This is a genomic window from Phyllobacterium sp. YR531 (genome assembly GCF_000282595.1).
Lineage (GTDB): Bacteria > Pseudomonadota > Alphaproteobacteria > Rhizobiales > Rhizobiaceae > Phyllobacterium.
In genome coordinates, this window is sequence record NZ_AKIZ01000016.1 from 672,301 (window position 1) to 698,410 (window position 26,110).

The window sequence follows — 26,110 nt, forward strand, 5'->3', positions numbered from 1 at the left end:
TTTAGCCTCACGCAGTTGTAATCGAACCTGTACGCCTCGCCGCCATTTTAGCTTGCTTGCCGGGCACCTGCGCTTTACCTGTCAAATTACAGCAATCGCATATCACAGGAGAGACAATGGCAGCGGAAGCAAGCGGACCCGATCTTTTAAGTGTTGTCGTGCTTCTCGGCGCTGGCGTTGTCGCCGTTCCCCTGTTCAAACGGTTAGGTCTTGGATCAGTCCTCGGCTATCTTGCAGCCGGTCTCGTCATCGGTCCCTTTGGCCTCGGCTTCTTCTCTGATCCCGAAACCATACTCCATGTGGCGGAACTCGGCGTTGTCATGTTCCTGTTCATTATCGGACTGGAGATGCAGCCGACAAAACTTTGGGGCATGCGTAACGAGATATTCGGCCTCGGTGCTTTGCAGGTTATCGTCTGCGCATTGCTTCTCACCGGTGTAGGCATCGCAACCGGATTTCCCGTGGCGGTATCGTTTGTCTCGGGCGCTGGTTTCGTCCTGACTTCCACCGCCATCGTCATGCAATTGCTGGAGGAGCGTGGTGAAATTGCTTCGCCCAAAGGGCAGCGCATGGTTTCCATCCTGCTCTTTGAGGACTTGGCCATCGTGCCATTGCTGGCACTGGTCGCATTTCTTGCCCCTATCAGCACCAGCGAGGCTGGCGGATTGCGCTGGCTCGATATCGGCATTGGAATTGGCGCTGTCGCAGGCCTGATCATTGCCGGACGCTATTTGCTCAATCCGCTATTTGGCTTTCTGGCTATGACGAGAGCCCGTGAAGTCATGACCGCCGCCGCATTGCTCGTCGTGCTGGGCGCGGCCCTTCTCATGCAGGTCAGTGGGCTTTCAATGGCGATGGGTGCCTTCCTTGCGGGTGTCCTTCTTTCGGAATCCACATTCCGGCATCAGCTTGAGGCGGATATCGAACCATTCCGTGGCATTTTGCTCGGCTTGTTCTTCCTGGCTGTCGGCATGTCACTGAACCTGGCTGTGGTAGCGGCCAACTGGCAGATGGTCATCTTCTATGTCGCCGCTTTCATGATCGTCAAAGCCATCGCGATCTACATCGTGGCGCGCATGCTGAAATCATCCCATCGCGAGTCACTGGAACGCGCCATTGTGATGGCGCAGGGCGGGGAGTTCGCCTTTGTCCTTTATTCGACAGCCACGGCAGTGGGTATTCTCGATGGTGAATCGAACGCGATACTCACTGCTATCATCATCATTTCCATGGTCCTGACGCCGCTCGCAATCATTGGAATGCGGTATATCCTGCCTGCCGAAAAGCAGGCGCTGGGCGATATAGAGGTGGCCGAAGGGCTAACTGGACGCGTACTGGTAATTGGTTTCGGTCGTTTCGGTCAGATTTCCAGCCAGCCACTGCTTTTGCGTGATGTCGACGTTTCGATCATCGACAATGACATCGAAATGATCCAGGCCGCAGCGCAATTCGGCTTCAAAGTCTACTATGGTGATGGAACACGTCTCGACATTCTGCATGCTGCCGGCGCCGGCCGTGCTCAGGCTGTGCTCATCTGCGTCGACAAGGCGGAGACAATTCTTTCCATCGCTCATCTCATCAAAGCCGAGTTCCCGATGGTTCAGATTTATGCGCGTTCGTTTGACCGCGGCAATACAATCGAACTCATCAAAGCAGGCGTTGAATATCAAATCCGCGAAACCTTTGAATCAGCCCTGATGTTCGGACAGACAACGCTGGTCGGGCTCGGTGTTGACCCTGAGGAAGCGGCAGAAATTATCCGTGATATCCGCCAGCGCGATGATGAGCGTCTGGACCTGCAGCTTGCAGGCGGTATCCGCGCAGGCAATGATCTGATGAAGGGCAATATGCCGGTTCCCGGCCCGTTGATCAAACCCCGCCAGCCGGGGCGTGCACTTAGTGAAGAAACTGCCAGCGTCCTGCCTCTTGCCGCATCTGCGGACGCAAACTGAGCAGAAGCAGAGGAGTAGATTTATGTCGGAAGAACACTCGTCAAAAATCGCGGAAGTCACCACTTTCTGGCGCGAGGCAGGCCCCGAAAAATGGTTTGAAAAAAACGAGACGTTCGACACCATTTTTCGCGAGACATTTCTTGAAGCGCATTTTGCCGCAGCGCGTCGGGAATATGAAGAATGGGTGGGCATTCCCGACGGCGCGCTGGCACTGATGATTCTTCTTGATCAGTTTCCGCGCAACTGCTTCCGCAATACCGGCCACATGTATGCCACCGACGAATTGGCCCGTTATTATGCCAATCGCGCGCTCGAACAAGGTCACGACATCTCCGTCGCACCTGAGCTGCGCGCATTCTTCTACCTGCCATTCATGCATTCCGAGGATGTCGACGACCAGCGCCGTTGTGTTGAGCTTTGCAGCCATGGTTCACCGGCAAATGTCGAATATGCCAATGACCACTATGATATTGTTCAGCGTTTTGGTCGGTTTCCCCATCGCAACGTCATACTTGGACGTGACACTACCGAGGAAGAGCGCGCATTTCTCGATGCGGGTGGCTTTGCCGGGTAACAGCGTGAACTGAAACAGGATCAGCCTGTTCAGCCTGGCAAAGTAACCACAAGAGGGCCCTGACGAGTGGCGATCACCGTGTGTTCATATTGCACAGTCGGTGCATGTGGCTCCGAGAACAGTGTCCAAGGATCATCACCATCTCTCGCGAAATCAGCACCAATGGAGAGAAAAGGTTCAATGGTGAAAACCAGACCGTCATTCATGATTCTTCGCTCTGTCTTGTCCGGCCACGTTGCAATCTCTTCAGGGTCTTCATGCAATGCATATCCTACCCCATGGCTGCACAGGTTTCTGACAAGCGTATAGCGGTTCTTCTGCGCGAACTCCCCCACTGCCTGTCCGATTGCTCCAAGTGATTTTCCGGCTTCAACCTGCCTGATGCCTGCCCACATGGCCCGCCGCCCATCACGGCAAAGACGATCGATCCTGCGCGATACGGGCGGCACCGCAAAGGATGCACCCGTATCAGCGAAAATTCCGTCTTTCTCTGCAGAGACGTCAATATTGACCAGATCGCCCGCAGCAATCCGGCGATCACCGGGAATACCGTGAGCAATCTCTTCGTTGACGCTAATGCAAGTCGCGCCCGGAAAGCCGTAACACATCTCTGGTGCCGGACGTGCACCCGCTTGCTCAAGCAGCTTGCGACCGATCAAATCCAGCTCCGCCGTCGTCATGCCAGGTTCGAGCGATTTCGCCATGGCTTGCAGTGTATTTGCAACGATCCGCCCGATCTCCTGCAGCCGGATCAATTCATCTTCATTGGAAATGGTCATTTTTCAATCTCTGCGTCTTGCTTGTTTCCTATAGGATAGGGCGTGTGCAGACCATTGCAATTATTTTGGCAACGCGTGTTTGCCACTCGCCAAGATCGATGTCCAAGGCTCGCCGGTAGAAAAAAGCTTGGCATTGACTCGCCCCATCGTATAGTAAACCATACTGAGAACACGTCTGCCCGCATCACCAATCACCTGCGGGATCAAAAAGGCTAATATAACAATGGCTGCCTTGCCTTCAGCCAGTTAACAGGGACTGACCGCGCGCATCGATGCCGGACGATCAATCTGAAGAGCCTCCAAGTCCGGACTTGCGAAGCAAGCTGATCCTGCAACCGCAGCATCAGCAACAAAAACCCGTCAACTTCCCCCATCCTGAGTTTGCCCGCGTCGCCGGTGGATTTGTGCTGTCTTTGACAGCCTTTTCACTTGCCACGCCACGCTCTCATTTTATCCGCTAATAGGACCCGACTCCCCAATGGATCTGTCATTACAATGGATTGCCGACCCTAATGCCTGGATCGGTCTCGCCACGCTCGTCGTGCTGGAGATCGTGCTTGGTATCGACAATCTTGTTTTCATCGCCATTCTCGCCGACAAACTGCCACCGCATCAGCGTAACCGCGCCCGTATAGTTGGCCTTTCGCTGGCGCTTATCATGCGCCTTGTGCTGCTTGCCTCGATTTCCTGGGTTGTCACGCTCACACAACCGCTTTTCAGCGTTGCTGGGTTCGGTTTCTCGGGTCGGGATATCATTCTTATTGTCGGTGGTGTCTTCCTGCTTTTCAAAGGAACAATGGAACTGCATGAGCGGCTTGAAGGTCATCTGGCAGCAAAGGAAAGCAATGCTGTCCACGCTGTGTTCTGGCAGGTTATTGCCCAGATCGTTGTTCTCGACGCCGTGTTCTCACTCGATAGCGTCATCACCGCCGTTGGCATGGTCAAACATCTTGAAGTCATGATGATCGCAGTTGTCATTGCGGTCGGCGTCATGATGCTGGCTTCAAGACCGTTGATGAACTTCGTCAATCGCCACCCGACAGTGGTCATTCTCTGCCTTGGCTTCCTGATGATGATCGGCTTCAGCCTTATCATCGAAGGCTTTGGCTTCCACATTCCAAAGGGTTACCTCTACGCAGCCATCGGCTTCTCGGTTCTTGTGGAAGCAGCCAACCAGTTTGGTCGCCACAACCGCGAAAAGCGGGTAACCACCATGGATTTGCGTGATCGCACCGCAGGTGCCGTTCTTCGCCTTCTCGGCGGTGGACGCGGCAGCGATGCGCCTCATTCGGATGCGCTCGATGTTATCGCCGAACATTCAGCAGCGGGCGATGTTTTCCATCCGGAGGAAAAAGAGATGATCCGCGGCGTCCTCGACCTTGTTGAACGTCCGGTGCGCTCGATCATGTCCCCACGCAATGAAGTGGAATGGCTGGACCTGGACGAAACCAATGAGGAATTGCTTGCTGAAATTCGCACGCTTGCTCATAGCCGCGTTGTGCTTGCGCGTGGGCGCGTGGACGATTTCGTCGGCGTGGCGCTGACCAAGGATTTGTTGTTTGCAATTCTGGATGGCGGCAAAATCGATTGGGAAGCTGTGACGCGCCAGCCGCTCATCCTGCACGAAAATGCCAATGTTCTGCGCGTCATGGAGCAGCTTCGCGGCTCGACCGTGCAGATGGGCGTTATCCTTGACGAGCATGGTTCGTTTGAGGGCGTGGTAACCCCGACAGATATTCTGGAAGCAATCGCTGGCGATTTTCCGGAAGAGGGTGAAGAAAGCCCGATCCTCGAACGCTCCGAAGATGGCAGCATGGTGGTCGATGCCTATATTGATATCCGCCGCCTGAGCGGCCTGATCGACCGTGATCTGGTGGATGACGGCGACCGCTATACAACGCTCGCCGGCTATATTCTCTGGAATCTGGGGCACATCCCGACGACAGGCGAAAAGCTCACCGTCGACGACTTCGAATATGAAATCGTCGAGATGGACGGGCGTAATATCGGCAAGGTTCGTATCAGTTCCACTTCTGCGTCAGCCCTGTTCATTTAAGATCGGTTGTCCCGCAGGAGCAGTTGAAAACCTCGTCTGAACATTGATCATGTCCTTCCCCGACCGGGGAAGGACTATCGCAATTGAAGCTTTTGCCTTGAAGTGGCTTTTTCTTCTCAGGGCCATCGCTACCCAGCAGGCTCGATGCCAGTTTTTGCAGGTTTCCCAAACGCAATCTCATTCCGTGCGATCTCAGGAAGCCTGTCTCATCCAGCTTGGAAACGGGTCAAGCAAATCTTCCCATTTATGCGGCGTGAAGTCATCCGCATCGAGCAGACAGGTGTCCAGCTGTGCACGGATTTCAGTCTCATCCATTGGCTCAACGCCGATGAAGACCAATTCCTGACGGCGATCACCCCAGACCGGGTGCAGATAGGGCTTCATGGCGTTCAACCATTCGGGATTATCCGGCCAGCGGCTTTTGGATATTGACGACCACCATAGGCCACGCTTTTCTGACCTGACCAAAGCTCCCGCCTGACTTAATTCGCCCACATGGTCGGGCCGGGTTGCCAGCCAGAAGAAACCTTTGGCGCGGATGACGCCTGTCCAGTTTGAATTGATGAAGTCCTGAAACTTCTGCGGGTCAAATGGCCGCCGTTCGCGATAGACAAATGAACGAACACCATATTCTTCCGTTTCCGGTACATGGTCAGCGAAGTTATTCAGTTCCTTGTACCAAAGGGGATGTTCCTGCGCCTTATCGAAATCGAACAGGCCGGTATCAAGCACCTCAGACAGATCAACCTTTGCAAAGTCGGTCTCGATCACTTTTGCGTCCGGGTTCAATGCCCTGATGATCTTGCGTGCCAGATCGCGGTCATACATTGAAGCTGATGAGATCTTGTTCAGGATGATGACATCGGCAAACTCGATCTGGTCCACGAGCAGGTCAACCAGTGTGCGATTATCTTCATCCCCCAATGATTCCCCGCGATCTTTGAGAAAGTCGCTGGAGGCATAATCTTTCAGGAGATTTGCCGTATCCACAACTGTGACCATGGTATCGAGTCGTGAAATATCCGACAGGCTGACGCCGTTCTCGTCACGAAAATCAAATGTCGATGCAACCGGCAATGGTTCGGATATGCCAGTTGATTCAATCAGAAGGTGATCGAATCGGCCCTGACTTGCCAGTTGCCGCACTTCCGCGAGAAGATCATCACGCAAGGTGCAGCAGATACAGCCATTGGTCATCTCGACCAGCTGTTCCTCCGTGCGGGAGAGATTGGCACCACCATCGCGAATAAGAGCCGCGTCGATGTTCACTTCGCTCATATCGTTGACGATGACCGCAACGCGGCGGCCCTCGCGATTATTAAGAATATGATTGAGCAGCGTGGTCTTGCCTGCTCCGAGAAAACCCGAGAGCACTGTTACCGGCAAGCGATTGGCTGTTGCTGTGTTTTGCATGGCTTGAGCCTTTCCAAAAGAGAAGCCCACGCGCTGTAGAGGCGCGCGGGCGATAAAAATTATTCGTGAACTTCGCCGGAGCCTCCGATAGCCACGACATTGTAGGGAGTGCCTTCAACTGAAATGTCGCGGGCCTTTTCGAAGCTCGCGGCGTCAATGACCTGAAGGCGGCTTTTCAACGGATCGCTGACAATAATGTCATCACCAGCAACAGCGATACGTGGTCGCGGCAGGTTCCAATGCCCGTCCATGCTGTAAGGCTCGGTCAATTTCAGTGATTTTTCGATCTTGCCGGTTACGACATCAAGCTGATGCAGTTGCCCGTCTTCGGTAAAGACATAGGCGAAGCGCGGACGCACGGAATCGACGGCAAAATGCACGCGCCGGGCAGGCAACTCTATCAAGCGGAATGCATCTTCACTGGCCGGGTCGATCAAAACCACTGCCTGTGGCCCATAATTGCCGAGAAAATATTGCAATCCCTTGCCCCCAACGAGTGTTGTGGATTTTCCATCCGGCAAGGATTTCGAATAATCGAGATGCTCTATCTGCAGACCGTCATTTTCTGACTTCACAAGAAGCAGGCCGGATTTGCAGGCAATAGCTACAATACTTCCAGATGCTGCTTCCCCATGCAGGTCAGGGCAATTGTAAAGCTCACCAGCCACCGCGTTATCCGCCCCGGCTATGCGAACGCCGATCGGCAGTTCCTCAACCGGGTCAGTCGGGTGTGGTTCAGAAACAAGAACATTGTCTCCAAAAGCAACAGCAACCCCATGATGCGGTGAGGCTACCTTTACCTCCCGGACTTCTGCCTTCTCCACCAGAACTTTCGATTCCTTGACGATTTTCACCACCCCGTCACCGTCGAAGAACAGGGCAATCTGGCCATGATGATCGACAAAGTGCGAAGGCTTCTTTCCAGTAAACTTCGAATTGAGAAGGACGGGCTTTTCAACCTTCAGATCACCGTGATCACCGTGATCATCAATCGAAATGCCGCTTGAAATTACTGAGAACTGCCCTGCATCCCGCTCATTGGCGAAGACCAGACGGCCACTATCGCTACGCGAAAGACCGGCGGGCGCGTTCAGTTTGAAGGTCTCCAGCAAATTGCCGGATTTGGCATCAAGAGCGCGCACGATCGGCGCTGCCTGATCGGCCACAAATAGGCGCCAGGTTGCTTTGCCCTCAGCCAGTGCCGGGGCAGTCAGCATGCTGGTCGCGATGGCGAGGGATGAGAAAACAGTTAGATACTGCGTCATGATCTTTCCTTCTATATGTAATAACATTACATTTGGGGGCGAAAGAAAAGCGGAGTCGTGGCCCCGCTTTTCAACGTAAGTACTATCAGCTGCCGAGGATGGCCTTCTTGAAGGTATCGATATTGTGGTTCATCAAATCGATATAGGTGCCTGCACCATCTTCAGGCTTGGACAACGCGTCCGAAAAAAGCGTGCCGCCCACTTTCAACTTTGTCTCGCTTGCAATCTGTTCGATCAGGCGCGGATTGGTGATGTTTTCGACAAAAATCGCCGAAGCCTTGTCTTCCTTGATCTGCTTGATCAAAGCAACAATATCGGCAGCGGACGCTTCGGAGTCCGTTGAAATGCCCTCAGGAGCAAGGAACTTGAGGCCGTATTCGTGCTCGAAATAGCCAAACGCGTCGTGTGAAGTAATGACAAGACGCTTGTTTTCAGGAATGGATGCAATAGCTGCCTTCACATTCGTCTCGGTCGCGTCGAGCTTCTTGGTGTAATCAGCAGCGTTAGCCTTGTACGTGTCGCAGTTCGCAGCGTCCGCCGTGCAGAAGGCATCGGCAATATTCTTCACATAAATCTTGGCATTGCTGATCGATTGGAAAGCGTGAGGATCGTAGGCGCCATGGTCGTGTCCGGCCTCTTCCTTATGTTCTTCACCCTCGTGCTTGTGCTCTGCGCCCTCGGCCTTGTGCTGTTCGCCGCCAGCATGATCATGCTCTTCCTCTTCGCTTTTCAGCGGTTCCACGCCCTTGGTCAACTCCACAATCGGGGCCTTGGTGGCGCTTGCTTCAACAAGGCGCGGCAGAAAACCTTCGAAGTTCAGACCATTGACCAGAACCACGTCGGCCTTGGCAACGGCAGCAGCGTCAGCGGGCTTTGGCTCATACACATGGGCGTCACCATCCGGCCCCACCAGGGTAGTCAGATCGATCTTGTCCCCACCCACATTCTTGGCAAAATCCGAAATGATGGAGAAACTTGCAACCACCTTCAGATTGTCGGCTGATGCAGAACTGTAAGCAGCGCTTAGTAATAGTATAACATTCAAAGCGCTGGCAAATTTAAGGGTTTTTATCATCGTTTTTTCCTTGGGTTGAGGGAGGACTAAGCTGTTCTGTGGCGATGCGGACGCAGGCGGCTGCTGAGCACACCGCTTGATCCGAGAATGATGGAGAGCAGGTAAATGACACCGGCGGAAAGGATGATCGCCGGCCCTGACGGCACCGAAAAGTGATACGAGATCAGCAAACCGCCGGTGCAGGAAACAAAGCCGATGGCAATCGCGAGTCCGCACATTGGTCCAACACGTGTGGTCCAGAACCTGGCTGCCGCGGCTGGCAGCATCATTAGCCCGACCGCAAGCAATGTACCAAGCGCCTGGAAGCCGCCGACAAGATTGATAACAACCAGACCGAGAAATATGAAATGAACCGGTGTGCCGATGCGGCTTACAGATCGCAGAAACAGCGGATCGAGGCATTCTGCCACCAATCCGCGCCAGAAAATGGCAAGTGTAACGACACTGATTGCAGATATGAGCCCGATCAGGCCAAGCGCATCATTGTTCAGGGCAAGAACGGTGCCGAACAGAACATGCATGAGGTCTACATTCGACCCACGCAGCGAAACGATCAAAACACCCAGCGCCAGCGATATAAGATAGAAAGCCGCCATCGACGCGTCTTCCTTTTGGATCGTAAAACGCGAGACTGCTCCTGCTCCCAAAGCAACAATGACGCCGGCAACAAGACCACCAATTGTCATGGGCACGATCTGCAGGCCGTAAAGCAGGAAACCAACCGCAGCACCCGGCAGGATTGCGTGAGCCATGGCATCGCCGGTCAGGCTCATACGTCGCAACATCAGGAACACACCAACCGGGCACGAACCAAGCGCCAGCGCCAGCGAGCCGACAAGCGCGCGTTGCATGAAGCTGTAATCCACGAAAGGAGCAATCAGGAAATCATACATGCCTACGCCGCCCCCTTCTTCAAATGATCGTGGGGTTCGTCATGATGGTGGTCATGATCATGGGAGTGCGAATGATTGTGACGATGTAGCTGATCTTCTTCGCACCAGGCTGCGCCTTCCTCCCAAGCCTCATGAAACTGGCGCGCGTGCAAAAGGTTTTCCGGCCGCAGCGTATCGCGCGACGAGCCCCATGCGATTGGTTTTCGTGCCAAAAGCAACGTCTCCGGAAAATGCTCCTTCACCAGCTCGAGGTCATGGACGACAACCATGACAGTTCGGCTTTCTCCATGCCACCGCTTGATCAGCGCTATCAGATCGGCAACTGTTTTCGCATCAATGGCGTTGAAAGGCTCATCAAGCAGAATAATATCCGCATCCTGGACGAGGACGCGGGCAAAAAGCGCCCGCTGCAATTGACCGCCTGACAGCGTATCAATCGAACGTTTTTCAAATCCGCCAAGACCAACAGCCATAAGCGCTTCGGAAACACGCGTGCGATCTTCCCCGGTAAAGCGGCCGAGCAGCCCGCGCTTTGGCCAAAGACCCAGTGAAACGAGATCAACGACACGCGCGGGAAAGGACCTGTCCAGTTCTGATTGCTGCGGCAGATAAGCGATCCGCATATCTTGTTCGACTGTGCAGGAGCCCGACATCGGCTTCAACACACCCACAATACCCTTCATGAGTGTAGATTTGCCCGAGCCATTGGAGCCGACAACTGCGGTCAGGGACCCGCGTGCAACTGTCCCGCTGAGGTGATGCACAGCCGGATGGCTATGATAACCCAGTGTAAGATCGCGGAATGTGAGGCTTGCTTCGGTCATAAACGCATAAAACTCATTGAAAAGCCGGATTGCTGAGAGCCTCCCGGGCATATTCTTGACGTGTTCGTATGTGATGTTATTACATTAGTCAACAATGGCAAATTTGAGAACGGTGGAAAATAATAGATACACTGGCGGTTGTAGAAAAAATTTCCTATTTAATATCGAGCGATAAGGAACAATTGAATATGACGGCTACGCAGGAACTCACCAAGAACCAATCACTGGTTTTCGATGCGCTGACGCGCGCCGAAGGCCCGCTGAGTGCCTATACTATTCTTGACCAGCTGCGTAACAATGGCTTCCGGGCACCACTGCAGGTATATCGCGCGCTCGACAAGCTTCTTGATTATGGAATGATCCACCGCCTCGAAAGCATTAACGCATTCGTGGCCTGCTCCCACCCGCACGACCATGGTCACAGCCACGGAATGATAGCTTTCGCAATTTGCGAGAAATGCGGACAGGTTTCAGAGTTTTCTGACGATGTTATCACGGCACGCGTCCGTGAATGGACCAATGGCAATGGCTTCAAACCATCCAAAACAACGATTGAGATTCGCGGTGTTTGTGCCAACTGCGGCACGGCCTGACCAATTCAGCGCTTGCCGTAGGCCCTGAGGAACACATCGACGCCTGCCGTCACTGTCCTGTTGACCTGCTCCGCTGTCGGCGGCTCATCCATGCATCCGAACAGGCGGCGCTTGAAAAGGCCCGTCACCATAAGGTCGGATAGCTGATAAGTGGCGAGCTCCGTATCTTCAATTTCCAGATTGCCGGCAGCGACGTGCTTTTCCAGAAATGCTCTCAACATTGCCTGCCCCTTCTTCGGGCCCTGCTCGTAAAAATTACGGCTCATGGAAGGCATGCGCTCTGCCACACCAATAACGACACGCTGCGCGCGGATAACCACATCGGAAGTCACCTTGAGAGAAAGCGCCTTGCCAAAGGCTATTAGCGCTTCGCGCAAATCATGATCGCCCTCAAGTGCCGAATAAATGCCGTTAAAGAGTTTCTCGCGGTAGACAATGCAAAGCTCCATGAAGAGCTCTTCCTTGCTGTCGAAATAGACATAGATTGTCCCCTTCGACACACCTGCCTCGCGCGTGATGTCATTCATGCTGGCAGCATCAAAGCCCATTGTGGAGAATACCCGATCGGCACCCTCCAATATCTGCTGACGCTTTGCCGGATCCTGTCCTGCAGCCAACCGGCCTTGCCGTTCATCGCCTGACAACGCTGCTTCAAGCGCGGTTGCAGCAGCCAATGGCGTCGAATAGGCCTTCGTAGATGACATTCTGGTTCTGTTTCCTCATTTATGATTCTTTTTCGAACCAAGCGGTTCGATGCACTTGATATGCGCTCTCATTTGCGCTATGTCAATGATCGAACCGACTGGTTCAATCAGTTTTATGGCTGAACATCCGTAGAAAGAAGCCCCAAAATGCCTGCGTCCAAAGCAACTAACGAAGCTGAAATCCGTCAGTTCCCTGCTCCAGCTTCAAAAACCGAAATGCCAGCGACTACGGAAGCGCCGCAACACGATGTTGCCGCTGAAGTAAAGACGCCCGAGCCTCCCAAGCGCTCCCGCAAACGGCTGGTGCTGACGACCCTTCTGGTCGCAGCGCTGGCCGGCGGTGCCTATTTTGGCTATGAATACTGGACGACAGGCCGTTTCATGATTTCAACGGATGATGCCTACATTCAGGGCGACATCACTGCCATCGCCCCGAAAGTGACCGGCTATATTGATACGATCAATGTTGTTGCCAATCAGCGCGTCAAAGCAGGCGATGCCCTCGTCACTCTCGACAATGGCGATTATACGCTTGCTGAAGAGCAGGCCGAAGCACAGATCGCCACGCAGAAACTGTCCCTTGACCGTATCAAAGCACAAACTGAAGCTGCCAGAGCATCACTGACCGAAGCACAGGCAGGCAAGTTGAGCGCTCAGGCTGTATTGACCAATGCGCAGGCTGGTTCCGTACGGGCCAATCAGTTGCATGCAACACGGTTTGCCTCACAATCTACTCTGGATGACGCAACCGCTGCGCTGGATCAAGCCAAGGCCAGCCTCGCATCTGCCGATGCCAAGATTGCCAGTGCCGTCGCCAATGTCGGCGTTCTCGAAGCACAATATAAAGAAGCTGAAAGCACTGTCGCCTCGCTCACATTGTCCAAGGACAAGGCCGCACGTGACCTCAGCTTCACAGTCATCCGCGCACCTGTTGATGGCGTGATTGGCAATCTTGCCGCCAAGAAAGGTGATCTCGTTAGCCCGGGTCAGCGTCTGGCCGCACTCGTTCCTGTAAACGCGCTCTATATCGATGCGAACTACAAGGAAACACAGCTGCGTGACATCGCGGTGGGCGAAAAAGTTCACGTCCGCGTTGATGCGCTTGATGGTGATACATTCGAGGGCACAGTGGCATCGATTGCACCGGCTTCGGGTGCAGTGTTCTCCCTGCTTCCACCCGAAAATGCCACAGGCAACTTCACCAAGGTCGTCCAGCGTGTCCCCGTACGCATCGCCCTGCCGGAAGATGCTTTGGCGAGCGGCAAACTGCAGGCTGGCCTGAGCGTGGTCGTCGACATCGATACACGCACGGCTCCAACCAAGTAAAATCCGGTTTCAGGATCGGAAAGGGCCAAGATCATGGCAAATGCAACGACAGCAGCCGGCGGTCCGGGCGCTCCAGCCATTCCGGAAGATAAAATCGATCCGAAAAAAGCCATCGCCTTTCTGGCGATGGTCTTCGGCATGTTCATGGCGATTCTGGACATTCAGATCGTCTCGGCATCACTCGCCGAAATTCAGGCGGGCCTTAGTGCCAGTTCTGACGAAATCTCCTGGGTACAAACCTCTTACCTGATCGCTGAAGTCATCATGATCCCGCTATCCGGGTTTCTAGGAAGGCTGGTCTCAACGCGTATTCTGTTCTCCGTATCGGCTGCAGGCTTCACCGCAGCCAGCGTGCTTTGTGCGACGGCAACGAATATCGATCAGATGATCGTCTACCGCGCCATTCAGGGCTTTATTGGCGGCGGCATGATCCCCAGCGTGTTTGCAGCAGCATTCACGATCTTCCCACCATCCAAGCGTTCCATTGTCTCGCCCATGATCGGCTTGGTGGCTACGCTCGCCCCGACAATCGGACCAACAGTCGGCGGCTATCTGAGCCATGCGTTTTCATGGCACTGGTTGTTCCTCGTCAACGTCATCCCCGGCATTATCGTGGCAATTGCAGCATGGAACCTCATCGACTTCGACAAGGGTGACCGCTCGTTGCTGAGCAAGTTCGACTGGTGGGGACTGGCAGGTATGGCTGCATTCCTCGGCTCGCTGGAATATGTTCTTGAAGAAGGCCCGCGCAATGACTGGTTGCAGGATCATGCTGTTTATTATTGCAGCATTGTCATGGTCGTCGGCGCCATCATTTTCTTCTATCGGGCGTTTACGGCGGAGCAGCCGATCGTTGACCTTTTCGCATTTAAAAACCTGAACTTCGCGTTCGGATCGGCATTCTCCTTCGTGCTCGGTATCGGACTTTACGGCCTGACCTATATCTACCCCGTCTATCTTGGTCAGATTCGTGGCTATGATGCCCTGATGATCGGTGAAGCTTTGTTTGTGAGTGGCCTTGCCATGTTCTTCACAGCACCCATCGCCGGCTTTCTTTCCGGCCGCATGGACCCGCGCTTCATGATCATGATCGGCTTTCTGGGCTTCGGCGCAGGCACATGGACCATGACGCACCTGACTGCCGACTGGGATTTCTATGAACTTCTGATACCTCAGATTCTGCGCGGCTGTTCGCTCATGCTGTGCATGGTACCTATCAACAACCTTGCGCTCGGCACCCTGCCTCTTGCTCGTCTGAAAAATGCTTCCGGTCTGTTCAACCTGATGCGTAATCTTGGTGGTGCGGTTGGTCTGGCTGTCATTAACCAAATACTTACGGATCGCGGTGCCCTGCATTATGCCCAGCTTTCCGAGAATGTCCGTTGGGGCAATCCGGAAGCAGAAGACCTCATGAATTCCATGTCGAAGAACTTTGCTTCGCATGGACTTGATGGGCCTACGACTGCTTTGAGCAGAATTTCGGGAATGGTCCACCAGCAGGCATCGCTGCTGTCGTTCATGGATGTCTTCTACATCCTGACAATGCTTTTCGCACTTCTTGCAGTATTTGCGCTTCTCATGCGCAAGCCGGGAGCACCCGCACCAGGCGGTGGCGGCGGGCATTAATTTGCCCGTCCTCCTCACTGTTCTTTGCCATTGATAGAAAAAATTAACTTAGCCCCCTAACTTAAATAAACTTGTTCAAGAGCATTTTTGTTAACAAGCGTGTCGCATTTTTCTAAAACCGACACTGCCTCAAGTTCAATTTGCCGCGTCGAACAATGTTTTTGTCGTTATTGAAGTAATTTTGAACCGTTCAGGAATACCCCTGAAATTTAGAGTTGCGCCGAATTGCTAAGCCGCCGAAAAAGTGGTTCACTTGTCGATACTGCTCAGGGAAAGTCTGTTCACCGGCACGTCACAGGTCTGTCATCCAACTGACATGAGAGACCTATATCGGGTGCTGGAACGTCGGACAAAGAGCCAATGACGTATCGCTCAAACAGGGGTCTAAAAATGGTAGGTTACACAAAACGCTTGGTGGCGCTGTCGACTGCTGTGCTTTTCGCCAGCACGGCAATTTCCTTTGCTGAAGCACCGGCAGAGCTGGTTGCTGCAGCTAAGAAGGAAGGCACACTCACCACAATCGCATTGCCGCATGACTGGTGCGCCTATGGCGATATGGTTGCCGGCTTCAAGGCCAAGTATGGCATCGAAGTCAACGAACTGAACCCGGATGCGGGCTCGGGCGACGAAATCGAAGCTATCAAGGCCAACAAGGACAATAAGGGCCCGCAGGCTCCTGACGTCATCGATGTCGGCTTTGCATTTGGCCCATCTGCCAAGAAAGACGGCCTGACACAGCCTTACAAAGTATCCACATGGGACTCGATACCTGACAATGTAAAGGACGCTGAAGGTCACTGGTACGGCGACTATTACGGCGTTCTCTCCTTCCAGGTGAACACTGATATCGTCAAGGAAGTACCAAAGGATTGGGCTGACCTGCTCAAGCCAGAATATGCCAACGCTGTTGCTCTTGCTGGCGATCCACGCGCTTCCAATCAGGCGATCCTGGCTGTTGGCGCTGCTGGCGTTTCGACCGGCGGCACATATGGCGCGGCAGCTGGTGAAGCTGGCCTCAAATACTTTGCTGACCTCAACAAGGCAGGTAACTTCGTTCCTGTTATCGGCAAGTCCGGCACCTTGGCTCAGGGTGCCACACCGATCATCATCAACTGGGATTATAACGCGCTTTCCGGCCGTGACACACTCAAGGGCAATCCGCCTGTAGAAGTTGTTGTTCCAGCTTCCGGCGTTGTTGCCGGTGTTTATGTTCAGGCGATCAGCGCTTACGCGCCGCATCCAAATGCTGCAAAGCTCTGGATGGAATATCTCTATTCTGATGAAGGTCAGCTGACATGGCTCAAAGGCTATTGCCATCCGATCCGTTTCAACGATCTTGCCAAGAACAACAAGATCCCCAAGGAACTGCTCGACAAGCTGCCTCCTGCTGCCGCCTATGAAAAGGCGATCTTCCCAACTCTCGATGAACAGGCTGCCGCCAAGGAAGTCATTACCAAGGGATGGGACAAGATCGTAGGCGCCAACGTCAAGTAATACAGGATAGAAATCCCCGCGGTCCGCCGCGGGGATTTTCCATCAATGCTGAAGCCTCTTTGGGAGGCGTTGAATGCTATGATGACCCTGGCTGCATTGCCTTTGCAACTCTCAGGCAAAGGCTGAATATTACTTTATCTAGCGCGGTTCCAGACACCCATGAGTGCAGTTACAGAACAAGACGTTTCACCACCGGTTCCGCCAACGGCGAATGAACGCAAACGCCTGTCGCTCGACTGGCTCGGCGTTATGCCATTCATCATCTTTGCCGTACTGTTTCTGATCTGGCCGACAATCTATCTGATTGCCGGAGCCTTTCAGGATAATCAGGGCAACCTGACACTCGCGAATATTGTGAACCTGTTCCAGCCGTCCATCATGGATGCGTATTGGATTTCCATCAAAATCTCTTTCGCCTCCGCGGTACTTGGCGCAGCCATAGGTTTCTGTGTTGCTGCTGCTGTCACACTCGGCGGGCTGCCGGGCTGGATACGCTCGCCGCTGATGACGTTTTCCGGCGTTGCCTCCAACTTTGCCGGCGTACCATTGGCTTTCGCCTTTCTCGCAACACTTGGCCGTACCGGTCTTGTTACGACATTTCTTTATAATGTCTTTGGCTTCAATCTTTATGGCCACGGCTTCAATCTGCTCAGCTTCTGGGGCCTGACAATCACCTATCTCTACTTCCAGATTCCACTGATGATCCTCATCATCACACCCGCTCTCGATGGTTTGAAAAAAGAATGGAAAGAAGCCGCGCTTATTCTCGGCGCAACCGGCCCGCAATATTGGCGGATGGTGGCATTTCCCATTCTCTGGCCTGCATTGCTGGGTACAATGCTTCTGCTTTTCGCAAATTCGTTCGGCGCAATCGCAACCGCCTACGCACTCACAGGATCATCGCTCAGCATCGTCCCTATTGTGCTGTTCGCCCAGATACGTGGTGACGTTTTGCAGGATCCGCATCTTGGATATGCGCTTGCTTTCGGCATGATCGTAATAACCGGCGTTTCCAACGGCATTTACATCTGGATGCGCGCACGCAGCGAACGGTGGCTCAAATGAAAACCAATCGTTTCTGGTCGTGGATCGCCCTTGCGTTTGGCATAATCTATTTCGTTGTGCCACTTATCGGCACTCTGGAATTTTCGCTGCGCATGCGCCGCGGCGTCTATTCTCTTGATGCCTATTGGGTCATCCTCAGCGACCCGCGCTTTCAGGCAACATTCGGTTATTCCATTGTCATGGCTCTGGTAACGATTGTCGTTGGTATCGTGCTTGTCGTCCCGACTGCCTACTGGGTCCGCCTACGGCTTCCGGGCTGGCGTCCATTTCTTGAATTCATCACACTTCTGCCGCTGGTCATTCCTGCGATTGTTGTCGTGTTCGGCTACATCCGCCTCTACAACACTTCATCATTTCTGCCTTTGACCGGCTCTGCCATGGGCACCAACATATTGCTGGTCTTCGGCTATACGATGTTGGCGCTACCTTATATGTATCGTGCGGTTGATACTGGTCTTGGCGCCATCGATATCCGCACCATGACCGAAGCAGCGGAGAGCCTTGGCGCAAGCCGCGTCAAGATCATGTGGAGTGTCATTCTGCCGAATGTACTCGTTGCCGTGCTTTCCGGTGCGTTCCTGACCTTTGCCATCGTCATCGGCGAGTTTACCATGGCTGCCCTGCTAAATCGTCCCGCGTTCGGACCATTCCTGCAGCTTATAGGCGCAAACCGTGCTTATGAGCCGGCAGCCTTGGCGGTTATTTCCTTTGCAATCACCTGGATTTGCATGGGTCTCATTCAGATTGTCACCCGTCTCAATAAATCCCTCGCCGCCACCAAGCGCTAAGACCGGATAGAAACAATGTCATTTCTCACAATCAGCCATTTGAAAAAGAGCTTCGGAGCGACAACCGTCGTGCACGATTTCAATCTCAATATCGAGAAGGGCGAGTTCGTTTCCTTCCTCGGGCCAAGCGGTTGCGGTAAAACAACAGTGCTGCGCATGGTAGCGGGTTTTGAGACGCCTACTTCCGGGAAGATCAGCATTGGCGGCAAGGATGTGGTGAACCTCAAGCCGAACCAGCGCAACATAGGCATGGTGTTCCAGGCCTATGCCTTGTTTCCGAATATGACTGTGGCGCAGAATGTCGCGTTCGGACTGAAGGTTGCCAAGAAACCGCAGGGCGAGATCAATGCCACTGTCCATGAAATGCTGTCGCTGATAAAGCTCGACCATCTGGCTGACCGCTATCCCTATCAGCTTTCGGGCGGACAACAACAACGCGTTGCTCTGGCTCGCGCGCTTGCCACCAAACCGCAGGTCCTCTTGCTGGATGAGCCGCTGTCTGCGCTTGATGCGAAGATCCGCGTTTCGCTACGTGAAGAAATTCGTGCCATCCAGCGCAAGCTTGGCATCACCACTATTTTCGTGACGCATGATCAGGAAGAAGCGCTATCCATTTCCGACCGTATCGTCGTGATGTACGAGGGCAAGGCTGAACAGGTTGGTGCACCCTTTGAGATTTACAATCATCCGTCATCGCGTTTTGTCGCTTCCTTCGTCGGCACCTTGAACACGCTTGACGCCACCGTTCGCGATGCGGCAGCTGGTGTCATCGCCATTGATGGCAAGGACGTGACGATTGGCCAGAAGATCACTAATCACAAGGCGGGAGACAAGATTTCATTGGCGGTGCGACCTGAAGCTGTCAGCCTCGGTGAAGCAACCGACTCCCGCGAAACAACACTGGACGGCAAGATTAACAGCGTTCATTTCCTGGGGTCGGTTATCCGCATCCGCGCCTCGCTGGGAGAGAACACAGTCTCTTTTGATACGTTCAACAATCCAAGCGCGCCCCCACCCTCACCCGGCGAAAATGTGAAGGTCAGCCTCGCCGCAAAGGACATGCTGCTGCTGGGTCAGTAGTAGGAAACCGTATTCAGAATGCAAAAAGGGCGCCGTTTCCAGCGCCCTTTTAATTTGACCATCAAGGCTCGCCTTTCGGCTATCCCTTGATTGCCTCGTCCAGCAGCTTGAGTGCTGCTTGTTTGGTCAGTTCGACAGGGTTTCCGCCTGCCGTTGGATCGACAATCGCCATATCAGCGATCAATTCTTTGCGTGCATCATCCATGTTCAGATCCTTGATCAAACCCGGTAATGCATGCGGCACCTTCAGCTCCGTGCGCAGATCAATGATCGCCTTGGCAAAACCATCGAAGCCGCCCTTGATGCCGATATAATTTGCAAGCCGTTCAATACGTTCTTCGATGGCATCGCGGTTGAAAGCCAGCACGTAGGGCATGAATACTGCGTTGGTCATGCCATGATGTGTGTCATAAAGCGCGCCGATGGGATGCGACAGCGAATGGATCGCGCCCAGCCCCTTCTGGAACGCCGTCGCGCCCATCGCAGCAGCACTCATCATATGCGCCCGTGCTGTCAGGTCGCTGCCATTGGCATAGGCTTTCGGCAGGCTTTCGAACACAAGCCGGATGCCCTCCACGGCAATACCGTCTGCCATCGGGTGATAGCCCGGCGCGCAATATGCCTCGAGGCAATGAGCCAGAGCGTCCATGCCGGTTCCGGCAGTAATGAATGCTGGCATGCCAACCGACAATTCCGGATCAGCAATGACAATTGCCGGTAGAAGCTTGGGGTGAAAGATCACTTTCTTGGTATGAGTCGCTTCATTGGTGATAACGCCTGCGCGGCCAACTTCAGAGCCGGTTCCAGCTGTGGTCGGCACGGCGATGATGGGTGCAATCACATCGCTGTTTGCCCGTGTCCACCAATCGCCAATATCCTCAAAATCCCAGATCGGACGCGTCTGTCCGGCTTGGAACGCGATCAGCTTGCCGAGATCAAGTGCCGAACCACCGCCAAACGCGATTACGCCATCATGTTTGCCCTGCTTGAATACCGCGATACCGGCTGTGAGATTGGAATCCACAGGGTTTGGCTTCACGTCTGAAAACACACCATAGGGAACTTTGGCATCGTCAAGAATTTTCAACGTGCTTGCCACGACTGGCAGCTTGGCGAGGCCCGGATCAGTAACGAATAGCGGGTTTTTGATTCCGGTAGCCTCGAGAACTTCCGGCAGTTCCTTGATGCGTCCTGCACCAAACCGCACAGTCGTTGGGTAATTCCATTTGGAAATGAGCTGGCTCATAATATTCTCTCTTAGATTTCTTCACGCAAATGATAGGACTTCGGCCGGGTAAGATTCCCGTATCCGATACCCGACATGGCAGCGCCCTTGCCGGTATCCTTGACACCCGTCCAGACAAGAGCCGGATCTATATAATCGCAGCGATTCATGAACACTGTACCGGTCTCGATCCTGTCGCCGATCAAAGCCGCGTGATCCGTATCGGTCGTCCACAATGATGCCGTCAGGCCATAAGGGCTGTCATTCATCAGGGCCACAGCTTCCTCGTCATTGCGTACCTTCATGATGCCAACGATTGGCCCGAAACTTTCTTCGCGCATGACGCTCATCTGGTGGTCAACATTGGTCAGCACTTCCGGGGCAAGATAGGGCGAACCAGCCTTGTCGTTTGCAACGCTCATATTGACATGAGCCTTGGCGCCCTTGCGTAGCGCCTCTGCCTTCTGCTCACGCACAAGCTCGGCAAAACGTGTCTGTGCCATCGGTCCCATCGTCGTTGCCTGATCCAGCGGATTGCCTACGACATATTGCTTGGTCAGATCGATGAACCCATCAACGAAGCGGTCATAGACCTTCTCATGCACATAAATGCGCTCGATACCACAGCAGCACTGTCCGGAGTTGAAGAATGCGCCGTCTACGAGATTGGCAACCGCGTGATCGAGGTTGACATCAGGCAGCACATAGGCCGGATCTTTGCCACCAAGCTCCAGACCCAAGGTCATGAATGTGCCGGCCGCCGCCTTTTCGATAGCGCGACCGCCACCGACCGAACCGGTGAAGTTCACATGGTCGATACGGCCTGAAGCCAGCAGTTTTTCCGTCTGCGTGTGACCCAGAACGATGTTCTGAAACACGCCCTTTGGCAGACCGGCCTTTTCGAAAGCCTGTGCAAAACGCTCACCGACAAGCAAAGTCTGTGCGGCATGCTTCAGGATAACACTATTGCCAGCCATCAGAGCAGGAATGATCGTATTGACCGCTGTGAGATAGGGATAGTTCCAAGGCGCAATCACCATGACAACACCAAGTGGCACATGTTTGATATAACGACGGAAACCCGGCCTGTCATTTTCGATGACAGGTGCAAGCGCCTGCTCGGCAATCTTGACCATATAGCGCGTGCGCTCTTCGACGCCGCCCTTTTCGCCGCCATAGCGAACGGGTCGTCCCATCTGCCAGGCAATCTCCGGCACAATTTCATCATTCATCGCCAGCAATGCATCAAGCGCTGCGAGGCAAAGGCGCCCACGCTCAGCAATGCTCGTCTGCGCCCACTCAGCTTGCGCCTGCTTTGCAGACTCAACTGCGACGTCAATCGCCTTGTCGCTGGCAATGGGACGCTCGGCATAGACCGTGCCATCGATGGGCGTAATCAGTTTGACCGTGTCGGCCATATCAAAACCTCTAGTCTGCTTCTGTTATTTTCAGCTCTTCAATACCGTTCGAAGCCGCGATGCAACTCCCAATCGGTTACCCGGCGATCATATTCAAACTGTTCCCACTTTGCGGTGTGGACATAGTGCTCAACCACATCTTCGCCAAGCGCTTCCTTGAGCATTTTCGAGCGCGCAAGAGTGTCGGTTGCCTCGCGCAATGTCTTTGGAATCTCGCGTAGTTTTGCACCACCATAGGCGTCGCCCTGAAAAGGCTTGCCCAGTTCCAGCTTTTCATCGATACCGGCGAGGCCCGAGGCAATGAGCCCGGCAAATGCGAGATATGGATTGAGGTCGGCACCGCCAATACGGCATTCGATACGGATTGCCTTGGAACCCTCACCGCAAAGACGGAAACCAGCTGTGCGGTTATCGAGGCTCCAGACATTCTTTGTCGGCGCGAACGTTCCAGCCTGAAAGCGCTTGTAGGAGTTGATGTACGGAGCGAGGAAATATGTGAAGTCGTCCGCATATTTCAGCTGTCCTGCCACCCACTGCCGCATCAATGGCGACATGGTGTATTCCGCATTCTTGTCATAGAAAAGCGGCGTCTTGCCGTCGGCACTCCATAGCGAATTGTGAACATGGCTTGAGCTTCCGGCCAGCGAATAATCATACTTCGCCATGAACGTAATCGCCTTGCCCATCTGAGTGGCGATTTCCTTGCAGCCATTCTTCATGACCACATGGCGGTCGGCCATTTCCAGCGCTTCGGCATAGCGCACATTGATTTCTTCCTGACCTGGGCCCCATTCACCCTTGGAGTTTTCGACTGGAATACCCGCATCGAAAAGACCATTGCGGATGGCGCGCATCACTGCGTCTTCCTTCGTGGTCATCTGGATCACATAATCCTGAATATAGGGCGAAGCGGTCGTCATGCCCTTCCAGTGCTTGGCGCGGGCGGTCTCATAGGTTTCGTCGAAGAGATAGAACTCCAGCTCCGAGGCAAAGTAGGCGAGATAACCGCGATCTTTCAAACGGGCGAGCTGGCGCTTGAGAATGGCGCGCGGCGAATGCGAAAGGTCTTCATGATGGTGGTGGTCAAGAATGTCACATAACACCAGCGCGCATTTCTCAAGCCATGGGATATGGCGGATGGTTGTCAGGTCAGGCTTGATGACGAAATCACCATAACCCTGTTTCCAGCTCGCTGCCTTATAACCCGGCACCGGCTCCATATCGATATCGTTGGCCAGCAGGTAGTTGCAGCCATGCGTCTCGTCATGCGCGGATTCAACGAAAAAACTTCCGTGAAACCGCTTGCCGATCAACCGGCCTTGCATATCGACGAAACAGGCCAGAATCGTATCGATTTCACCGCTGCTTACGCGGCTTTTCAGTTCGTCGAAACTCCAATGTCCGGGCATAACATATCCTCAAAAGCGTCAAACTGGGTCAAGAGTAGGGGCGACCGGCAGGAACCGGCCGCCCCGTTGTTGAGATCAGGCTTTCTCGCCGACTGCCAATTCAGCTGCAGCAATTTCTGCGGCACGGCGGGCTACTTCGTCGCCGATTGGAGGACCACGGAAGCGGCGCTTTTCAAACAGGAACCAGACCAGTGCCGTGATCACAAGAAATCCGACAGTGATATAGAGCGCCCATTCGTTTGGCGGCTGAATACCGAGGACGAAGATCAAAGCCATAGCGAGGATCGAGAGCACTGCAAACAGCTTGAACTTACCTTCGCCCATATCCCACGGCCCCATCTTGTTCCATTTCGGTGTGCCCCAGGCAAAAAGGCCAAGTGCAATCGGTATGGCGAAAGAGAAGAAGAGGAAGATAACCGTGCAGGAAACAACGATCGTATAAACCGGTGTTTCACCGATTGTCACAAGCGAAGAACCCCAGACAAACAGAACGGCAAGCGTTGAGCCTGTCCAGATCGCGGAGACCGGAGTGCGGTATTTCGGGCTTACTTTGGAAAGTGCCTTGGATGCCGGAAGTCCCTTGTCACGCGCAAAAGCGAAGATCATGCGCGACACTGATGTCACCGTGGCAAGTCCGCAAAGGAACTGGCAGATGAAAATCAGGAAGTAGAGAATGTCCTTTACAAGCGGATTAACCTGCTCATTCATGGCCCAGAAGAAAACATTCCAGCCTTGTGCCGCTGCTGCATCCATGTTTGGAATCATCAACACAAACGAGCAGAGCATGATGTAGCCGAATACAGCTGACCACAGAACTGACGATATCATGCCGCGTGGAACGGAATGGGCTGCGCGGACGGTTTCTTCCGATGTATGCGCTGAGGCGTCATAGCCGGTAATCGTATAGACCGGCAGCAACAGGCCAAGCAAAAAGACCCAGGTTCCGGAAGTCGTCGGCCAGACATTTCCGCCAGCTTCTCCGGAATAGTTGGAGAATGTGAAAAGGCGGGCAAAATCATATCCATCAGCCACAGCCAGACACACCACGGATAGCGCAATGGCTGTCACAAAGATGAGATAGCCGGAGAAGTCCGTCAATTTGGCTGTCAGACCGATACCCATATGGTTGATGAGCGCCTGAGCGCCTGTCAAAATCACCAGAAACACCACACGGACAGCCGTTGAATCGGCAATACCGAGATATTCACCGAACGCACCGATGAAGAAGTAATAAGTGCCGACATTGATTGCGCCGAGCACTGTAATCAACCCCAGCAGGTTGAACCATGCGGTCAGCCAGCCAGTACCGCGATTACCAAGGATCGACCCCCAGTGATAAAGTCCGCCTGCTGTCGGATAGGCCGAACTGATCTGCGCCATGGCGATGGCGAACACTGCCGAGACAAGACAGCCCAGCGGCCAGCCAATGCCGATTGCGGCACCGCCAGCCCCAGAGGTTGCCTGCGCCAGCGAATTGATACCGCCAGATAGAATGCAGATGATTGAGAATGAGATTGCAAAGTTGGAAAATCGGCTCATTCGCCGTTCCAGCTCCTGGGCATAGCCCATGCCGTGGAGAACTTTCACGTCCTCCGATTTATCTGTGTCCGAGTAGTCCTGGTGTGTCATCACGTTCCCCTGTTATTCTTGAAAGAGTTACAACGTCGATAGCAGCGTCAGTATCTAGATTCCCTTGTTTGCCGTCCCCGCAATGCCCATCGAAGGGCCTTTTGTTATATCGTTCAGAAGGCCCGAGAGCAGTTCGCCCCAACCCTTCTCCTCTTGAGCTGTCGCCACGAGATCATTGCGGATCTCGATCATCACAGCCGGTAGTCCATGGGCAGAAGCATGCCGCTCCAGCGTGTAATAAACACGATCTGCCGGTGAATAAGGTTCATTGATTCCAACTTCATAGCGGCCCGCAGCCTGCAGGCCGGCAATCAGCGGTGCAGCAACGCGATCATCGGCATCATGGATAATCCCGATATGCCACGGACGCTCAACACCGCGATAAACTGGCGTGTAGGTATGAACTGCGACAAAGACTGGCTCTGGCAGTCCAGCGGCCCTGCGTTCCCGCACCAATTTTTCAATGGCTGCATGATAGGGCTTATGCGAAAGCTCAACGCGTTCGCGCCGTGCCGCGTCACCCAGATTCTCATTGGCCGGAATGACTGTGACTTCACTTAAAGAAGGCACCAGATCCGGCGCATCGAGCGGTCTGTTGCAGTCGATGATCAGGCGCGACACGCAAGATTCGACAAGTGGCGCGTCAAGCAGCCTGCTCATGACCGCGCTAACACCCAGCGCACCGGGGTCCCAGGCGATATGCTTTTGCAGGTCATTATCTCGCAAGCCCAGCGTACCGAAATCTACAGGCACATAATTGGACGCGTGATCGCAAAGAATAATGCATGGACCCGCACCATTCGGATTTGTTACCCGAACTGGAGTCCAGTCTTTTGATAATGCCTGCGGCGCACCGCTCGCTATGGTCTGACCCATTTTTGCCCTTTTTGGCAAACTGTACTTTACGTTACATTTTGTATTT

At 53.8% G+C, this 26,110-nt stretch carries 23 protein-coding genes; 11 read left to right on the forward strand and 12 right to left on the reverse strand.

Annotation, left to right across the window (positions count from 1 at the left end; all coding sequences use genetic code 11):
• Positions 1-116 precede the first annotated feature (116 nt).
• Together PMI41_RS10555 and PMI41_RS10560 are read left to right on the forward strand one after the other, a co-directional pair.
• Complete coding sequence (locus PMI41_RS10555; RefSeq protein ID WP_008124541.1) at positions 117-1,952, forward strand: monovalent cation:proton antiporter-2 (CPA2) family protein; 1,836 nt, start codon at positions 117-119, stop codon at positions 1,950-1,952.
• A 22-nt stretch (positions 1,953-1,974) separates the two neighbouring features.
• The gene (locus PMI41_RS10560; RefSeq protein WP_008124542.1) at positions 1,975-2,526 is read left to right on the forward strand and encodes a DUF924 family protein; all 552 of its coding nucleotides are present in this window, start codon (positions 1,975-1,977) and stop codon (positions 2,524-2,526) included.
• A gap of 29 nt (positions 2,527-2,555) precedes the next feature.
• Here PMI41_RS10560 and map read toward each other — a convergent pair whose 3' ends face one another.
• A complete protein-coding gene (gene map, locus PMI41_RS10565) occupies positions 2,556-3,305 on the reverse strand; it encodes a type I methionyl aminopeptidase (protein ID WP_008124543.1) in 750 nt (249 codons plus the stop codon).
• 272 nt (positions 3,306-3,577) lie between these two features.
• Between map and PMI41_RS10570 the strand changes: the two genes are divergently transcribed.
• Positions 3,578-3,766 (forward strand): hypothetical protein, encoded by a 189-nt coding sequence (locus tag PMI41_RS10570; RefSeq protein WP_040854242.1) that lies wholly within the window; start codon positions 3,578-3,580, stop codon positions 3,764-3,766.
• Between the two features lie 17 nt (positions 3,767-3,783).
• Positions 3,784-5,361: a TerC family protein gene (locus PMI41_RS10575; RefSeq protein WP_008124545.1), complete on the forward strand. Its 1,578-nt coding sequence runs from the start codon at positions 3,784-3,786 to the stop codon at positions 5,359-5,361.
• A gap of 192 nt (positions 5,362-5,553) precedes the next feature.
• Here PMI41_RS10575 and zigA read toward each other — a convergent pair whose 3' ends face one another.
• From zigA to aztA, 5 genes are all read right to left on the reverse strand, one after another.
• Positions 5,554-6,774, reverse strand: coding sequence for a zinc metallochaperone GTPase ZigA (gene zigA / locus PMI41_RS10580; RefSeq protein ID WP_008124547.1), 1,221 nt, complete (start codon positions 6,772-6,774; stop codon positions 5,554-5,556).
• A 59-nt stretch (positions 6,775-6,833) separates the two neighbouring features.
• Positions 6,834-8,039: a zinc metallochaperone AztD gene (gene aztD / locus PMI41_RS10585; protein ID WP_008124550.1), complete on the reverse strand. Its 1,206-nt coding sequence runs from the start codon at positions 8,037-8,039 to the stop codon at positions 6,834-6,836.
• An 85-nt stretch (positions 8,040-8,124) separates the two neighbouring features.
• Positions 8,125-9,114 carry a zinc ABC transporter substrate-binding protein AztC gene (gene aztC, locus PMI41_RS10590; protein ID WP_008124552.1) on the reverse strand — a complete coding sequence of 330 codons (990 nt, stop codon included), beginning with the start codon at positions 9,112-9,114 and terminating at the stop codon, positions 8,125-8,127.
• Between the two features lie 26 nt (positions 9,115-9,140).
• Entirely contained in the window at positions 9,141-10,007 is an 867-nt protein-coding gene (aztB, locus tag PMI41_RS10595; protein WP_008124554.1) for a zinc ABC transporter permease AztB, read from the reverse strand.
• Between the two features lie 2 nt (positions 10,008-10,009).
• Positions 10,010-10,831, reverse strand: coding sequence for a zinc ABC transporter ATP-binding protein AztA (gene aztA / locus PMI41_RS10600; protein WP_008124555.1), 822 nt, complete (start codon positions 10,829-10,831; stop codon positions 10,010-10,012).
• Between the two features lie 188 nt (positions 10,832-11,019).
• Between aztA and PMI41_RS10605 the strand changes: the two genes are divergently transcribed.
• Positions 11,020-11,424, forward strand: coding sequence for a Fur family transcriptional regulator (locus PMI41_RS10605; protein WP_008124557.1), 405 nt, complete (start codon positions 11,020-11,022; stop codon positions 11,422-11,424).
• A 5-nt stretch (positions 11,425-11,429) separates the two neighbouring features.
• Here PMI41_RS10605 and PMI41_RS10610 read toward each other — a convergent pair whose 3' ends face one another.
• A complete protein-coding gene (locus PMI41_RS10610; protein ID WP_008124559.1) occupies positions 11,430-12,128 on the reverse strand; it encodes a TetR/AcrR family transcriptional regulator in 699 nt (232 codons plus the stop codon).
• 147 nt (positions 12,129-12,275) lie between these two features.
• On the opposite strand from PMI41_RS10610, the gene PMI41_RS10615 reads away from it, so the two are divergent.
• The 6 genes from PMI41_RS10615 to PMI41_RS10640 all read left to right on the forward strand — a co-directional run bounded on the left by PMI41_RS10615 (position 12,276) and on the right by PMI41_RS10640 (position 19,507).
• Positions 12,276-13,454, forward strand: coding sequence for an HlyD family secretion protein (locus tag PMI41_RS10615; protein WP_008124561.1), 1,179 nt, complete (start codon positions 12,276-12,278; stop codon positions 13,452-13,454).
• A 33-nt stretch (positions 13,455-13,487) separates the two neighbouring features.
• Complete coding sequence (locus PMI41_RS10620) at positions 13,488-15,080, forward strand: DHA2 family efflux MFS transporter permease subunit (protein WP_008124563.1); 1,593 nt, start codon at positions 13,488-13,490, stop codon at positions 15,078-15,080.
• A gap of 390 nt (positions 15,081-15,470) precedes the next feature.
• Positions 15,471-16,574, forward strand: a complete 1,104-nt coding sequence (locus tag PMI41_RS10625) for an ABC transporter substrate-binding protein (RefSeq protein WP_008124565.1) — start codon at positions 15,471-15,473, stop codon at positions 16,572-16,574.
• A 159-nt stretch (positions 16,575-16,733) separates the two neighbouring features.
• On the forward strand, positions 16,734-17,639 hold the full coding sequence (locus PMI41_RS10630; protein WP_008124566.1) for an ABC transporter permease subunit: 906 nt from the start codon (positions 16,734-16,736) through the stop codon (positions 17,637-17,639).
• Complete coding sequence (locus PMI41_RS10635) at positions 17,636-18,427, forward strand: ABC transporter permease (protein ID WP_008124569.1); 792 nt, start codon at positions 17,636-17,638, stop codon at positions 18,425-18,427. Before PMI41_RS10630 ends, PMI41_RS10635 begins: the two co-directional genes overlap by 4 nt.
• A gap of 15 nt (positions 18,428-18,442) precedes the next feature.
• The gene (locus PMI41_RS10640) at positions 18,443-19,507 is read left to right on the forward strand and encodes an ABC transporter ATP-binding protein (protein WP_008124572.1); all 1,065 of its coding nucleotides are present in this window, start codon (positions 18,443-18,445) and stop codon (positions 19,505-19,507) included.
• Between the two features lie 79 nt (positions 19,508-19,586).
• On the opposite strand, the gene PMI41_RS10645 is transcribed toward PMI41_RS10640, so the two are convergent.
• From PMI41_RS10645 to PMI41_RS10665, 5 genes are all read right to left on the reverse strand, one after another.
• Positions 19,587-20,753 (reverse strand): iron-containing alcohol dehydrogenase, encoded by a 1,167-nt coding sequence (locus tag PMI41_RS10645; protein ID WP_008124573.1) that lies wholly within the window; start codon positions 20,751-20,753, stop codon positions 19,587-19,589.
• Between the two features lie 11 nt (positions 20,754-20,764).
• Positions 20,765-22,150 carry an aldehyde dehydrogenase family protein gene (locus PMI41_RS10650; protein WP_008124575.1) on the reverse strand — a complete coding sequence of 462 codons (1,386 nt, stop codon included), beginning with the start codon at positions 22,148-22,150 and terminating at the stop codon, positions 20,765-20,767.
• Positions 22,151-22,188: 38 nt separating this feature from the next.
• The gene (locus PMI41_RS10655; RefSeq protein ID WP_008124577.1) at positions 22,189-23,559 is read right to left on the reverse strand and encodes a glutamine synthetase family protein; all 1,371 of its coding nucleotides are present in this window, start codon (positions 23,557-23,559) and stop codon (positions 22,189-22,191) included.
• A gap of 75 nt (positions 23,560-23,634) precedes the next feature.
• Positions 23,635-25,188: an amino acid permease gene (locus tag PMI41_RS10660; RefSeq protein ID WP_008124578.1), complete on the reverse strand. Its 1,554-nt coding sequence runs from the start codon at positions 25,186-25,188 to the stop codon at positions 23,635-23,637.
• A 54-nt stretch (positions 25,189-25,242) separates the two neighbouring features.
• Complete coding sequence (locus PMI41_RS10665) at positions 25,243-26,064, reverse strand: N-formylglutamate amidohydrolase (RefSeq protein ID WP_008124582.1); 822 nt, start codon at positions 26,062-26,064, stop codon at positions 25,243-25,245.
• Positions 26,065-26,110: the final 46 nt, after the last annotated feature.

Bases quoted from the DNA above. Each gene is read 5' to 3' on its own strand.
- PMI41_RS10625 (WP_008124565.1), top strand. From the start codon at position 15,471: ATGGTAGGTTACACAAAACGCTTGGTGGCGCTGTCGACTGCTGTGCTT.
- aztD (WP_008124550.1), bottom strand. From the start codon at position 8,039: ATGACGCAGTATCTAACTGTTTTCTCATCCCTCGCCATCGCGACCAGC.
- PMI41_RS10660 (WP_008124578.1), bottom strand. From the start codon at position 25,188: ATGACACACCAGGACTACTCGGACACAGATAAATCGGAGGACGTGAAA.
- aztC (WP_008124552.1), bottom strand. From the start codon at position 9,114: ATGATAAAAACCCTTAAATTTGCCAGCGCTTTGAATGTTATACTATTA.
- PMI41_RS10610 (WP_008124559.1), bottom strand. From the start codon at position 12,128: ATGTCATCTACGAAGGCCTATTCGACGCCATTGGCTGCTGCAACCGCG.
- PMI41_RS10620 (WP_008124563.1), top strand. From the start codon at position 13,488: ATGGCAAATGCAACGACAGCAGCCGGCGGTCCGGGCGCTCCAGCCATT.
- PMI41_RS10570 (WP_040854242.1), top strand. From the start codon at position 3,578: ATGCCGGACGATCAATCTGAAGAGCCTCCAAGTCCGGACTTGCGAAGC.
- PMI41_RS10635 (WP_008124569.1), top strand. From the start codon at position 17,636: ATGAAAACCAATCGTTTCTGGTCGTGGATCGCCCTTGCGTTTGGCATA.
- PMI41_RS10640 (WP_008124572.1), top strand. From the start codon at position 18,443: ATGTCATTTCTCACAATCAGCCATTTGAAAAAGAGCTTCGGAGCGACA.
- PMI41_RS10615 (WP_008124561.1), top strand. From the start codon at position 12,276: ATGCCTGCGTCCAAAGCAACTAACGAAGCTGAAATCCGTCAGTTCCCT.
- zigA (WP_008124547.1), bottom strand. From the start codon at position 6,774: ATGCAAAACACAGCAACAGCCAATCGCTTGCCGGTAACAGTGCTCTCG.
- PMI41_RS10665 (WP_008124582.1), bottom strand. From the start codon at position 26,064: ATGGGTCAGACCATAGCGAGCGGTGCGCCGCAGGCATTATCAAAAGAC.
- map (WP_008124543.1), bottom strand. From the start codon at position 3,305: ATGACCATTTCCAATGAAGATGAATTGATCCGGCTGCAGGAGATCGGG.
- PMI41_RS10630 (WP_008124566.1), top strand. From the start codon at position 16,734: ATGAGTGCAGTTACAGAACAAGACGTTTCACCACCGGTTCCGCCAACG.
- PMI41_RS10605 (WP_008124557.1), top strand. From the start codon at position 11,020: ATGACGGCTACGCAGGAACTCACCAAGAACCAATCACTGGTTTTCGAT.
- PMI41_RS10555 (WP_008124541.1), top strand. From the start codon at position 117: ATGGCAGCGGAAGCAAGCGGACCCGATCTTTTAAGTGTTGTCGTGCTT.
- aztA (WP_008124555.1), bottom strand. From the start codon at position 10,831: ATGACCGAAGCAAGCCTCACATTCCGCGATCTTACACTGGGTTATCAT.
- PMI41_RS10655 (WP_008124577.1), bottom strand. From the start codon at position 23,559: ATGCCCGGACATTGGAGTTTCGACGAACTGAAAAGCCGCGTAAGCAGC.
- aztB (WP_008124554.1), bottom strand. From the start codon at position 10,007: ATGTATGATTTCCTGATTGCTCCTTTCGTGGATTACAGCTTCATGCAA.
- PMI41_RS10650 (WP_008124575.1), bottom strand. From the start codon at position 22,150: ATGGCCGACACGGTCAAACTGATTACGCCCATCGATGGCACGGTCTAT.
- PMI41_RS10560 (WP_008124542.1), top strand. From the start codon at position 1,975: ATGTCGGAAGAACACTCGTCAAAAATCGCGGAAGTCACCACTTTCTGG.
- PMI41_RS10645 (WP_008124573.1), bottom strand. From the start codon at position 20,753: ATGAGCCAGCTCATTTCCAAATGGAATTACCCAACGACTGTGCGGTTT.
- PMI41_RS10575 (WP_008124545.1), top strand. From the start codon at position 3,784: ATGGATCTGTCATTACAATGGATTGCCGACCCTAATGCCTGGATCGGT.